Consider the following 12,315-nt stretch of genomic DNA (forward strand, 5'->3'; position numbering starts at 1 on the left):
AGGGGCCAGGGTAGGAAGCCGGCGCACATGCGCTAACTGCCTACCGCCGCGCTCTCTGTTAAGCCTGGCATTGTGAGGACACGCTTTTGTCGTATTTGGAATATTGCTTCAGAGCGTCGTAGAAGGCGTCGGAATAGCCGGTGGCGCCTTCGGGAAGCGGGTGGACGCCATCGGAGTAGAGCATGTCCGGATTATTTTCGGCGTAGCCACACCAGTCAGCGATATAGGCATTGTCGTATTCCTTGGCGGCGTCGATGACGTCCTGCTGGGACTGCGCCATCCACTCGCGGTCACCGTAGGGAACCACCATTACCACGGTATGGTCTTTGCCGATGATGTCCATGGCCTGGCTGATTTGATTTGGCTGGGCGGCGCCGTTGGTACCGAATCCCAAGAATACGGTATCGCGCAACGTACCGGCATCCTTCATTTGCTGAAGGATTTGGATACCCACCGTGTAGTGGCGGGATTCCTGGGCATCGATATAAATGCCAGGGAACCGTTGGCTGAGGGCATCACTAGCCGCCAGCATCACCGAATCACCGATCGCGGTAATGTCCGTTCCCTTCGGGATGGGGCGGGTCTTGGCGTCATCCTTTTCCTTCGCCCCGTCTTTATCGTCTTCAGTCGATGCTGTCGACGGAGCGGATACCTCCGGTGGAGGTGGGTTATTGCTTTCGTTTTGCTGCTGGAGCTGGTTGAGTTGCTGCTCCAACTCGGTCTTGTCGCTGGAATTGACCACGCCGTAGACAACACCAACCAGAGAGGCGACAACCAAGAATGGGACCACTGGCCACATGGCCTTGCCAAAGCCATCCTTGAGTTCGCTGAAGCTCGGGCGCGAGGCCCAGTAGCTCTTCCACGTCTTCTTGTATCCGCCGCGGCGGAAAGGGTTCTCGATGAATTGATAAGAGATCTCTGAGAGGATCAGGGAGATGGGGATGGCGATCAAGCCTAGAATCCAGGAGTCCTCAGAGTTCTGATTGCCGTGGAATAGCGCCTCCAAGATCATGATGACCGGCCAGTGCCAGAGGTACAGCGAGAAGGAACGCTGACCGAACCATCGCATGACCTTGGTCCTAAACAGCGGCGTCATCGGGCCATACTCGTGGATGACGCCCCACACCATGAGGGCACCAAGGATGCTGGTAAGGAAAAGGCCGCCGCGGTAGGTAAATTCGGCGTCGTCAGGCATGAGGAATAGCTGCGCAACGTAGCCGATAAGCGCCAAGAAGCCAATGATGCCGGCGGCGCGGGTTTCTACCTTGCCGGTGGTGGCCCAGGAATCCGCGTTGGGATCGGACTTCGTAGAGGTCATTAACAAGGAGAGGACTGCACCGGTCAACAGGCCGAATGCGTGGGTATCCGTGCCGTAGTACACGCGGGTGGGGTCTTCGCCTGGGGTGAAGATAAACCACATGGCCGCGAAAGAGGCAAGCCCCAGCACGCTGGAGACCACGACTGGAAGGCGGCGCGGCTGGCGCGATGAGATGCGGAAAATACCCAGCATGAGCAGCGGCCAAATGAGGTAGAACTGCTCTTCTACGGCGAGTGACCAGTAGTGGGCGAATACCTGGATCTCGTTATCAGCAAAATAGGATTGCGAGGTGGCAATCTGCGTCCAGTTATTGACAAAGAACAGGGTGCCGAAGAATTGCTGACGCAGGCCGACGGCCAAATCTCCGCCAACCCACGCAACGATTGCCGTACAGAAAACGAGCACGGTGACGGCAGCCGGCAGGATGCGCCTAAAGCGTCGGACCCAAAAGTCCTTCAGGCTAATCGTCCCGGATGTGCGGTATTCGCGCACGAGGAGCGATGTAATAAGGAAGCCAGAGAGGACAAAGAACATGTCCACGCCCAAGTAGCCGCCGGGTAGGGCGTCACCGAAAAAGTGGTATAAGACCACAGCGACAACGGCTAGGCCGCGCAGGCCATCAAGGCCCTTGACTTGGCGTAGCCGCGCGTGCCGCTTCTTGCGCACGTTTTTATCCTCTGGCGGTATTGCGAGTACTTCAGAGTCGTTTTGTTGATTCTGCAAGGCATATTTCGATTTATTGGCGCCCTGCTTGCCCTGCGAAGATGACTTCTCTGCAAAGTGATCGGCTGCAGGCTGTTGTTCTCGCGCGTTCTCTTCGGCAGGAATGCGCTGGGGCTGAGAAGCCCCCATAGCGGCGGCCTTTTGCCCAGCAGGAATCCCTGATTTTTGTTCTTGCGCAGAGGCAGACTTTTGCGCAGGCTTGCGCTGCTCTGCTTTCTGACGCCCGGCTCCGGATGCCTGCTGCTCCGGTTGGCGCTGTTCCTGCTGACGCTGCTCCTGCTCACGCTGAACAGGTTGTTGCTGCCCAGATGTTCGTTGCTCTGGCTTACGCTGCTCCGGCTTGCGCGGCTGGGCTTTGCTTTGCTCAGGCTTGTGTTGTTCGGGCTTGCGCTGCTCTGGCCTTTGGGCAGGACACGACTGCTGGGCAGGAAATTCCGCGGTTCCCTGCGCGGAGTTCTTAGTATTGTCGGAAGGCTTCGCGGAGCCGGTGCCGGTGGGCCGATCGGTTTCGGTGGACCGAGTAGCGCCAGAAGTCCGGGTGGAGTCGGAGGATTTCGCAGAGCCGGTGGACCGGTTGGCGTCGGAAGGCCGAGGAGTGCCAGCGGAGTTATTGGAGCGGGAAGAATTCTTGGAACCGGCGGGAGTGGACGTTCGAGAGGCGCCAGAGGTCCCGGACGCGCGGGAAGTACCGGCGGGGCTGGCGGGAAATTCCTTCGTTTCGGCGGCTGATTGCTGCGGTTTCTGTGGATTCTTGGGCGTGGCCGGCTTTACCTGCTGGTGTGGCTTTGCTCCGGTCTTCTTCTGGGCAGAATTATTCTGCTTGTCTTGGGCAGAGCCTTTGGCCGCAGCGGATTTGGGGGTCTGTGCGCCCTGGTTTCGGGAAGGCTTTTTGTCTTGAGGCGTGGGGTTACCCACCTGGCGGGATTGGCGAGCGAACCCACGGGTAGGATCCGTGGGCTGTGTCTGCGAGGATTTAGTGCCGTCCTGTGCGTTCGAGGTGGGCGGCTGGTGTTCCGTGCGCCCCTCGTGATTATTGCGGGCATGTGGATCCGGCCCCGTAGGGATACCGGATTCAGGCGTGGAAGCCCCAGTGGAGGAATCACCTGTAGGCCCATCTGATTGCCGCGTCGTGGGCGGCGTGGCCTCATTACGCTCGGAATCTTTCTTCCCCAGCAGCGAGCGCAGAAAACGATTCACATGAACTCCCATTGCACTACGAAAATGTACTAATCGGCCAATTTTAGACCGCGAGCAGCGCCATTACTCAAAGTAGAGAGCACGGCGTGGCGCGGGAAATTGGCAATATCTTACGGATAGATGCTGAAAGAAAAGAGTCTAATCCTGTTTGCTGGCAAAAAGCTGATTAAGCACTGTCAGCACCCCATACTCGGTATTGGGTGGGGCGATGGTATCTGCGATGGCCTTGAGTTTAGGGTGCGCATTGTCCATGGCAATGGCGGTTCCAGCGGCCTGGAGTAGTTCGAAATCGTTGAGGAAGTCTCCAAACGCTGCGGTGCGAGATTGGGGGATACCTAGCAGCGACGCCATGGTTTCTAGCGCCACGCCCTTATTGACCCCGGCCGCCATCACATCGAGCCACACCGCCCCAGATACCGCAATATTATGTTCGGGCACAGCCTCGCGCAGCGGATCGTGGAGGTGTTTCTCGCTACCATCGGCGCAGAAGGCCGCGATTTTGATGATCTCCTCATCGAGCAGATCGTGCAGGTCATCCACCCAGCTGATGGATTTATAGTATTTGGAGATCTCGGCGGAGGCTTGGCCGTCGATGCCCCTTTCCACAAACGCCGTAGCCGGCGTGCACAGCACCACGGTGTGGGGTTGGGTTACCGCGTCGAGCGCTGCCACCGCAGCGCGGACGGCCGATGACGGCAGGGGAGTTGTGCTCAGCAGCTCGTTATTGTGCACGACCACGGAGCCATTTTCTGCAATAAAGGTCTCTTCATGGGGAAACATCTGTTGCAGGGTGGCGATCTGGCGCCCAGATGCCGGAACGAGGGTGACGCCAAGCTCGGTTGCGCGCTGGCTGGTCGCCGTGAATCCTGGCGGCAAGTCGCCGTTTCCATCGAGCAGGGTGCCGTCCATGTCTAGGGCGATAAGCTGTGGAAGCAAAATTAAGACCTATCTGTGAAGTCGCAAACGGTAGCTAGGTATATGAGTTGTGTGTCACAATAGAGGATATGACTAATGATGCACCTATCGTGTCCTCAATCCGCAACCATACCGGAGTCATTGAGCTCAACCGCCCAAAGGCTCTCAACTCCCTGAGCCCAGAAATGATCGATCTCATCGCCGCTGCCTTGGATAAGTGGCGTGCCGATGACGAGGTAGAGCAGGTCCTTTTGACCTCTACCAACCCCAAGGCCTATTGCGCGGGCGGCGATGTCCGCTTGGCCCGCGATGGCATCGTCGACGGCAACTACGACGAGGTGGATGACTTCTTTGCCTCGGAATACACCCTCAACGGGGATATTGCGGAATACCCCAAGCCGGTCATCGCGCTGGTCGATGGCATCGCTATGGGCGGCGGGCTTGGCGTATCCGCGCACGGCTCGCACTGCGTGGTCACGGACAAGACCTTCGCCTCCATGCCCGAGATGAATATTGGCTACGTCACGGATGTGGGTATGGCCTATGCCTCCCAAAATGCCGTGGGTACGCGCGGCAAGGCCTCGCCAGAACTCGCGAAGTTCTGGGGCATTACCGGCTACCGCATGTACGCCGCAGACCTCGTATGGAGCGGGCTGGCCACTGACTACGTCAAAGACGGCGATGCGTTTGCTAACGACGTCATTGACAAAGGCATTGATGCCGCGCTGGAACAGCACTCCGTGCAGCCGGAAGACGAGGCCCCACTTGCAGAGCTCATCGAGGGAATCGAGGCTAGCTTCCGCCACGATTCCTGGCAGGACATCACCGCGGCCGCTAAGGAATACCCGGAACTAAAGGAGCTGGTAGAAAAGCTCATCGCGCAGGCCTGCCCAACCTCCATCGTGGCCGCGCTGGAGCTCTACCGGGCAGAGGCGCAGTGCTCGAGCATTCGCGATGCCCTCGAGCTGGAAAAGAAACTCGGCGCTTATATGTATCGCCGCGATGACTTTTCCGATGGCGTGCGCGCGGTATTGGTGGATAAATCCAATGACGCGGCATTTAACCCCGCAAGCGTCGCGGAGGTGGATGTAGACGCTATCCGCGACGTATTAGCTAAAGGTTAATCCCACGGAAGGAGGCGTAGGCCGATCGGGCCTGCGCCTCGTTGATCTCTCGGGGCGGGGTCGCCGCGAGCGTTGCTTCCGTGGCCGCTGACGTGGGCTGCGGCAGATGCAGCGCCTCGGAATCGAGGAGGGCGAGGCCGACGCGGCCATCGGCAAGCGTGGTGCCCACCAGCGTCCACATGCCCAGGATGGGCAGGGCTAGCTGCGGTACCTGCCGGGCGCGCGCGTAGTCCAGCGGCAGCGCGGGCCGGATCAACGCCGGTACCCGGTGATCGATGCCGAAGCGGTACAGGTTGGCTGCCGAGTGCGCGGCCGCGGTGTCCTTGACCGCGGGATCGGCCCAGGACCACAGGAATTGATCCTCCGAAATGGTGGCGATGAGCACCGCCGTGGCCTCGTCTTTCCCGCCAGAGTGGCGGATCTTCGCCGTGGCACCGTCCAGATCGAGGTGCACCGTGGCCTCGGGGAAATTGCCCTGGAAGTACAGCTGGTGCTCCATGCCGTAATAAAAGGCATCCTCGATGATGCGAGTAGCCTTCATGCCCGGCTCGATGGCCGTGATTTGGGGTGCGCCCAGTGCGCTAGAAAAATGCAGCGTCGTTCCCTCGGAGAAATGCTCGGCGGTCTCCGTAGCAGCATCCGCGGCAGATTCCGCGACCGTAATGCCCAAGTGGTGGGCGAGTTCGTGCACCGCGCGCCGCTCATCAGTATCTGGCGAGCTGCGGCGAAGCCCCGCGGCAATGCTGGTGGGAAAGTCGAGCCGCGGATGGAAATCCACGGCGATGATCGCCTCATGATCGCCTTGCCGCGCCCGCAGCACCGGGGCATTGCCTGCCAGGAGGCGGGCGAGGGGGATAAACTTAGCCGGGTCATCCCCGCCCTGCGGCAGATCGGTTTCCGCCTGCATCGCCCACCGCCAGGTGGGCGAGCCGGCGCGATCGATGACGGCGATGCGCGTGCCCTGGAAGTCTTTGACGCCGGAGGATGAGCTGCAGCGGATCTCCACAGGCTGATTGTGGTTAAGGCGGCCCTCGGCATCCGTCGAGGGGGTGAGGAAATTAAATTCCACATCGGTGGTATCGCCCAGGCGGGCCCGGAAGGCGGCATCAAGGCCCGCCTGAATAAAGCAGGCATCGCGGGTGGCCTGGGCAAGCGAATTCGAAGTATCCATAATTGCTTACGAGGATACTGAAACCTCAGGCAAGGCCGCGCAGGGTGGCAAAGGCGTGGTGCACCAACTCATCGCGTTCCTGCTTGTTAGGGGGCTTGCCACCTTCGCAGCGCCTTTTCAGCTCTTGCTGGCAGGCATTGCCGGTGCTGCCGCACGCGTTCAAGATGACGGTGAGCTCGAAGGTCGAATATTCGGGGTAGCGCTCTTGAAAAGCAGCGATGATCCTGTGAGTGACGCTATCGAATTTCTTCTTTTCCTCAGCGGTGTGGCTGAGGTTTTCCATCGCCTCACCGATTTTGAACAGACTGTGCAGCGAGCGCAGCTCCATGTATTCGTTGTCGAGGGCATCAATGAGCGTTAATTCCAAGACCGAAGAGATGGGCTCGCCGGGAAAGGCGGTGGGAATATCCGCCGCGAATGCCTCGAGGACATCCGCGGTGTAGTGCAAGAGGGAATCGGCCACCGAGGAAAAATAATTGTGGAACGTGCGCGGGGAGACCCCGACGGCGCTGGTGATATTGGAGACCGTGACTGCCTCAGCGCCGCCGTCCAAGGCGAGGCGGGCCGCGGCATCGGACATGGCCTGGCGCGTTGCTCGCTTCTTGGATTCGCGCAAACTAGTCACGATGAACCTTTCCTACCTTGTCGTGCTGGAAGTGCAGGAGCGCCTCGCGTTCCTTGTGCAGGGCCTCGCCCTCGATATCCATATTAGGCACGATCTTATTCAACCACTTGGGGAACCACCACGCCTTGTCTCCTAGGAGGAACATGGTGGCGGGGATGACCATCATGCGGATAACGAAGGCATCGATAAGCACGCCCATAGCCAGGGCAAAGCCCATGGTCTTAATGAATGGCTCGTCCATCAGGATAAACGCCGCAAAGACCGAAATCATGATGAGCGCTGCTGCCGTGACCACGCGCGCGCCGTGCTTAAAGCCATTCGAGGTCGCGTTGGCGGCGGTCTTGCCGCTGACGTAACCCTCGCGCATGCGGGTGACCAAGAAGACCTGGTAGTCCATGGCCAGGCCAAAGGTCAGGCCGATGAGCATGATGGGCAGGAAGGACAGCAGCGGCTGCGGATCGTTGACGAGGCCGAACATGCCCTCTTGCCAGATTCCAACGGTGATTCCGAAGGTGGCGGCCACTGACAGCCCGTAGCCCGCGGCGGCAATGAGCGGAACCCAGATGGAGCGGAAGACCAGCATCAACACGATGAAGGCAAGGCCTAAGACGATGGCCACATAGGGAACAAGAACGCTATTGAGGCGCTCAGAAATATCGTCGAAGATCGGGGTGATGCCGGTAATGCCGTAGGAGCCGCCGTCCTTAGAAAACTCGCCCTGGTACTCGCGCAGGCGCTCCAAGGTCTCGGTGGTTTCCTCATCGGTTGCACCTGTCGTCGGCGTAATCATGATCTGGGCGGCATCACCGTTATCCGTGGTTTGGACGATTTGGGCGTTGTCCACGCCTTCGGTGTCGTTGAACTTGTGGAGCAGATCTTGGAAGGCCGGCATGCGGTCTTGCTCGGAGACGCCCTCCACGTTCACAAAGGCGATCATTGGGGCATTGCGGCCGGGGCCAAAGGCCTCTGCGGACATCTCGTAGGCCTCGCGCTGCGGGGTGCCAGGTTTGGCGGAGCCATCGGTGGGCATGGCCAGGCGCATATTCGCAAAGGGAATGGCGAGGATGGCAAGCACGATAACGCCCACGCCAAGGTGCAGCCACGGGTGGGCGCGCACGCGGCGGACCCAGCGCAGGCCCATGGTTGGCTTCTCGTCCTCGGGATCTGGAACCTTGGGGCCGGGCACGCGCCCGGCGAAGATCTTGGTGCCCAGCAGGCCCAGCACCGCGGGGAAAAAGGTATTGGCCACTAGCACGGCGATGACCACGGTGCCCGCGGCGGCGATAGCCATGGTGGACAGGAATGGGATGCCGATAATGGTCAGGGCTGCCAGCGCGATGACCACGGTGGTACCGGCAAAGACGACGGAGCCGCCGGCGGTGCCCAGCGCCATGCCCATGGCGTGGGCGCGGGTGCCCTTCTCCATCTTCTTCAGCTCCTTGGCCAGTTCCTTGGGCGTCAGGTTATTCAGGCCGGAGGAGGTGATGAGTTCATTGCGGAAGCGGTTGACAATGAATAGGGCATAGTCGATGCCCACGGCCAGGCCGATCATGGAGGCCAGCGTCGGGGTCATATCGGAGACGGTATCGGTAAAGATGGTGGCCAGCTGCACGCCGAGGATGCCAATGCCCACGCCGATGACGGCGGAAATTAGCGGCATGCCGGCAGCTACGAAGGAGCCGAAGGTCACCAGCAGCACGATGGCGGCAACCACCATGCCGATGAGTTCGGCGCTGCCATTCATGCCGGCATCGGCCATCGCGAAGGCATTGCCCTGGTACTTAACGGAAAGGCCTTCGCCGTCGTGCTGGTGCAGGACATCCGTGACCGCAGCCATATCTTCATCATTGATGTCCATGACGTCCTTGGCATCGAAGGCGATGGTGACGGTGCCGGTGGTCTTATCCTCGCTCAGCGGGGACAGCTGCTGCAGGTTCTTCGCAACCTGCTCTTCGGGCATGCCCTGGGCCCGCATCTGCTCGCCCATCTGCTTTTCCATGCCGGCGGCGGTGAGGACCGGGCTGACCAGCTCATCCTCGTTCTTCAGCGCACCGGTGTCCTTGAGGTCCTGGAGCAGCTTGTCGATGTCCCCGGCAACGGCATCATCGCTCAGCTCCTTGCCCTCAGGGGCCTGGATGACCACGGTGCCCTCCGGGGCACTCATGGCATCGGTGTCTTGATCGAAGTGCTCCATCATCTCTTCTTGAGTGGTGGTGGAGTCCATCTCCGGCATGGCGAAGTTGGGGTTCGGGGTCTTGGCAAAGCCGGCGGTGAGGACGACCATTGCCACCAGGACGATGAGCCAGAAGGCGAGGAAGGGCCATACCGTGCGGTAGGACCAGCTTCCCAGCCGGTAGAGGAATCTGGACATGGGCGATCTCCTTTACGAGTGAGAGAGGTGGGCGCTGCTTCTAAAATCGTGCATAGTCTATGCAATCCTGCACATATGGCGCAAAATAAGGTGCAGATGGGCATAGTAGCTCTTTAGTGTGACCTATAACCCACGCGCGGCCAGAGAGCACAGGGTGGCGGGAAGGATAGGTAGACTATCGCGCATGATTCACGCGGTAAGTTTCGCCCTCTTGGATTCGGTCAATGCCTTGCTCATTGGCATCCTTGTGGCCATCGGCATCATGCTCCCGCGCGGGAAGTACCGCTGGATCGCAGGCCTGGTCATCCTGGGCGATTGGTTGGGAGTTCTTACCGCCGCTGCCGTGGTCATGTTCGTCCTGTTGGGCGTGCGCGAGCAGATCGCGGCCATCTTGGAGTCACCGATTGCCGGCGGCATCCTCATCATCGTCGGTATCGCCCTGGCCTTCGCCGCCTGGCATTCCCAAGGAAAACCCAATGCCTTGATCGGGCGCATGCTGCAGCCGCTGCGCACGCCCTCTTTCGTCACCGTGCTCATCGGCTTTGTGATGGGCGTGGTCCAATCGCTGACCTCCGTGCCGTTTTATTTCGGCCTTATGTTCTTGGCCACCGAGGATCTGTCGCTCGCCGCCCAATACGGCGGCCTGCTGTGGTACGCCACCCTGGCTCTTTCCCTGCCGGTGGTGTGCGGACTCTTTATTGCCGTGGTGCGCGCCCACCCAGACTCAGCTGCGGGCCGAGTCTTTGCGGCGGCGCGCGAAAACAGCACGCGGGTCGCGCTCATCAGCGGCTATGTCGTCGCCGCCTTCCTCATCATCATGGGTGTCGTGAACCTATAAGGATGCGCTAGTCAAAGTAAACATCATCCAGCGTCAGTTCGGTGCCGGATTGCTGCTTAGCTATGTCCACGTAGCGCGCGGCGTGCGGGATAAACGCCGCGGATTGCTCGGCGGAAAGCGCGCGGCGCACGGTAGCCGGGACGCCGGCGGCCAAGGAACGCGCCGGGATATCCGCGCCCTCGCGCACCACCGCGCCGGCGGCGATGAGCGAACCGGGCCCGATGGTGGAGTGAGACAGTAGGGTAGCGGACATGCCCACCAGGCTGCCAGCGCCCACATGGGTGCCGTGGAGCATGGCCATGTGGCCTACCGTGACATCGTCTTCAAGGACGCACGGCGCCGCCCGCTCCACGTGGACAACGCTATTGTCCTGAATATTGCACCGGCTGCCAATACGGATGGGGCCGACATCACCGCGCAGCACGCAGCCATAAAACACGGAAGAATCCGGGCCGATTTCCACGTCACCAATGATCGTGGCATTCGGCGCGATCCAGGCGCTGCGGTGGATGCGCGGGCGCTTGCCTTGAAAGGAATAGATGGGCATTATTCCACCACCACCGCGAGGCTGGGGGATAGCTCGTACTCGCTGGAAGCTGGGGCATCGGCAAGCGGAGCACCCGCAAGCTCGGCCTGGGAAAGCGCGCCCGCCAGCGTTGGCGTGATGGGGATGATCCAGCCGTGCTTGGGGTCTTTGACCGGCAGCACGTCCGTCTTCATGGCGGGGAAATGCGCCGTGGTGGTGGGGGAGATGAGGGTCGCGGACTCGCGCGAGGCGGCGAGCTCATCAAGGGCCCGCGCGCCCTGCCGGCCGGTGATAATGATGATGAGCTGGCCGGCGGTCCTAATATCCAGCCGGTCCACCTGCACGGTCGTCGCCGCGGAATCGGGCCGCGCCAACTGCGGCGCCCCATTCCCGGTGAGCTTGGCAAGAGCATCCAATAATCCCATAGCCCTTAAGTCTAGCCGCGCAGCCAGGTAGCGGGTTGACCGCTGTAACATCGCCGCGCGTACTATGGGAGACCATGATTGATGCCAGCAACACCGCCCTCGTGATCGAAGGCGGCGGGATGCGCAATTCCTATACCGCCGCCTGCATAGTCAAACTCATCCAGGAAAACGTCACCTTTGGATGGGTAGGCGGGGTCTCAGCTGGCGCCTCCCACACGGTCAATTACCTCTCGCACGATGCCAAGCGCGCGGAGGAATCCTTCACGGATTTTGTCAATAACCCCAGCTTCGGTGGCGTGGGCTCGCTGGTGCGCGGCAATGGCTATTTCAACGCGGAATATATCTATGAGCGCTCCGCGGATAAAGATATGCCGTTTGACTGGGACGCGTACCGCAAGCACCCAGCGGATATGGTGCTCGCCGCCGCGCGGGCCGATACCGGCGAATCCGTGTATTGGACCCGCGAGGACGTGAAGGAACCAGAGGACTTGTACGTGCGGGTGCGCGCCTCGTCCACGCTGCCGCTGCTTATGCCGATCCGCGTCATCGGTGGCTCACCCTATGTGGACGGTGCCCTGGGCTCATCCGGCGGCATTACCATCGAGCAGGCGGAAGAAGCCGGCTACGAGAAATTCCTCTTTATCGGCTCCAAGCCGCGCGGGTATGTCCGCCCTGAGGTTGCGCGCCCGGCGATCACCCGCCGCATCTTCCGCAAGTACCCCGCTATTGCCGATGCCCTCATTGGCCGCCCACCCATCTATAACGCGGCCAAGGACCGGCTCCTCGAGTTAGAGCGCCAGGGCAAGGCGCAGCTGTTTTTCCCAGAAGACATGCAGGTGGCCTCCACCGAACGCAACGTGGATAAGCTGCGCGCGAATTACCAGGCAGGCAAGGCACAAACCCATGCCGAGTGGCCAAAGTGGAAGGAATTCCTGCTGGACTAGCTCACCTCTGCACGGTGGTGTGAGATCGCCCTCCTGGTTCTTGGCGGCATCAGGAATAATAACCGTGTGCGCTGCACTAATGGCGGTATTCGGTGCAAAGCGCCAAGCATTATCAGCTAGCTAAATCGCGCCAAGCTC

The 12,315-nt window shown here is 60.4% G+C and carries 10 protein-coding genes; 3 read left to right on the forward strand and 7 right to left on the reverse strand.

Annotation, left to right across the window (positions count from 1 at the left end; all coding sequences use genetic code 11):
* Window positions 1-58 precede the first annotated feature (58 nt).
* On the reverse strand, window positions 59-3,238 hold the full coding sequence (locus ACLI1Q_RS04435; RefSeq protein WP_411697106.1) for an acyltransferase family protein: 3,180 nt from the start codon (window positions 3,236-3,238) through the stop codon (window positions 59-61).
* Between the two features lie 138 nt (window positions 3,239-3,376).
* Window positions 3,377-4,174 carry an HAD family hydrolase gene (locus ACLI1Q_RS04440; protein WP_239269163.1) on the reverse strand — a complete coding sequence of 266 codons (798 nt, stop codon included), beginning with the start codon at window positions 4,172-4,174 and terminating at the stop codon, window positions 3,377-3,379.
* 68 nt (window positions 4,175-4,242) lie between these two features.
* Here ACLI1Q_RS04440 and ACLI1Q_RS04445 point away from each other — a divergent pair, with 68 nt between their 5' ends.
* Window positions 4,243-5,277 carry a 3-hydroxyisobutyryl-CoA hydrolase gene (locus ACLI1Q_RS04445; protein WP_239269162.1) on the forward strand — a complete coding sequence of 345 codons (1,035 nt, stop codon included), beginning with the start codon at window positions 4,243-4,245 and terminating at the stop codon, window positions 5,275-5,277.
* On the opposite strand, the gene ACLI1Q_RS04450 is transcribed toward ACLI1Q_RS04445, so the two are convergent.
* From ACLI1Q_RS04450 to ACLI1Q_RS04460, 3 genes are read right to left on the reverse strand one after another with little or no spacing between them, the layout of a single operon-like run.
* Complete coding sequence (locus ACLI1Q_RS04450; protein WP_239269161.1) at window positions 5,267-6,448, reverse strand: DUF6882 domain-containing protein; 1,182 nt, start codon at window positions 6,446-6,448, stop codon at window positions 5,267-5,269. The two genes, ACLI1Q_RS04445 and ACLI1Q_RS04450, sit on opposite strands and share 11 nt — an antisense overlap.
* Window positions 6,449-6,473: 25 nt before the next feature.
* Window positions 6,474-7,073, reverse strand: coding sequence for a TetR/AcrR family transcriptional regulator (locus ACLI1Q_RS04455; protein WP_239269160.1), 600 nt, complete (start codon window positions 7,071-7,073; stop codon window positions 6,474-6,476).
* Window positions 7,066-9,444, reverse strand: a complete 2,379-nt coding sequence (locus ACLI1Q_RS04460) for an MMPL family transporter (RefSeq protein ID WP_411697107.1) — start codon at window positions 9,442-9,444, stop codon at window positions 7,066-7,068. Before ACLI1Q_RS04460 ends, ACLI1Q_RS04455 begins: the two co-directional genes overlap by 8 nt.
* Window positions 9,445-9,628: 184 nt before the next feature.
* Here ACLI1Q_RS04460 and ACLI1Q_RS04465 point away from each other — a divergent pair, with 184 nt between their 5' ends.
* A complete protein-coding gene (locus ACLI1Q_RS04465; protein WP_239269158.1) occupies window positions 9,629-10,282 on the forward strand; it encodes a hypothetical protein in 654 nt (217 codons plus the stop codon).
* Between the two features lie 7 nt (window positions 10,283-10,289).
* Here the strand turns inward: ACLI1Q_RS04465 and ACLI1Q_RS04470 are convergent, their stop codons facing one another.
* Entirely contained in the window at window positions 10,290-10,829 is a 540-nt protein-coding gene (locus tag ACLI1Q_RS04470) for a gamma carbonic anhydrase family protein (protein WP_239269157.1), read from the reverse strand.
* Window positions 10,829-11,233, reverse strand: coding sequence for a hypothetical protein (locus ACLI1Q_RS04475; RefSeq protein ID WP_411697108.1), 405 nt, complete (start codon window positions 11,231-11,233; stop codon window positions 10,829-10,831). The genes ACLI1Q_RS04470 and ACLI1Q_RS04475 overlap by 1 nt, the downstream gene beginning before the upstream one ends.
* A gap of 74 nt (window positions 11,234-11,307) precedes the next feature.
* Between ACLI1Q_RS04475 and ACLI1Q_RS04480 the strand changes: the two genes are divergently transcribed.
* Entirely contained in the window at window positions 11,308-12,177 is an 870-nt protein-coding gene (locus ACLI1Q_RS04480) for a patatin family protein (RefSeq protein WP_239269155.1), read from the forward strand.
* Window positions 12,178-12,315: the final 138 nt, after the last annotated feature.

Origin of the sequence: Corynebacterium limaceinasi (genome assembly GCF_046717465.1) — a bacterium.
Lineage (GTDB): Bacteria > Actinomycetota > Actinomycetes > Mycobacteriales > Mycobacteriaceae > Corynebacterium.

Excerpts from the sequence above, each read along its gene's own strand:
- ACLI1Q_RS04445 (WP_239269162.1), top strand. The coding sequence starts at position 4,243 with ATGACTAATGATGCACCTATCGTGTCCTCAATCCGCAACCATACCGGA.
- ACLI1Q_RS04450 (WP_239269161.1), bottom strand. The coding sequence starts at position 6,448 with ATGGATACTTCGAATTCGCTTGCCCAGGCCACCCGCGATGCCTGCTTT.
- ACLI1Q_RS04460 (WP_411697107.1), bottom strand. The coding sequence starts at position 9,444 with ATGTCCAGATTCCTCTACCGGCTGGGAAGCTGGTCCTACCGCACGGTA.
- ACLI1Q_RS04465 (WP_239269158.1), top strand. The coding sequence starts at position 9,629 with ATGATTCACGCGGTAAGTTTCGCCCTCTTGGATTCGGTCAATGCCTTG.
- ACLI1Q_RS04470 (WP_239269157.1), bottom strand. The coding sequence starts at position 10,829 with ATGCCCATCTATTCCTTTCAAGGCAAGCGCCCGCGCATCCACCGCAGC.
- ACLI1Q_RS04475 (WP_411697108.1), bottom strand. The coding sequence starts at position 11,233 with ATGGGATTATTGGATGCTCTTGCCAAGCTCACCGGGAATGGGGCGCCG.
- ACLI1Q_RS04480 (WP_239269155.1), top strand. The coding sequence starts at position 11,308 with ATGATTGATGCCAGCAACACCGCCCTCGTGATCGAAGGCGGCGGGATG.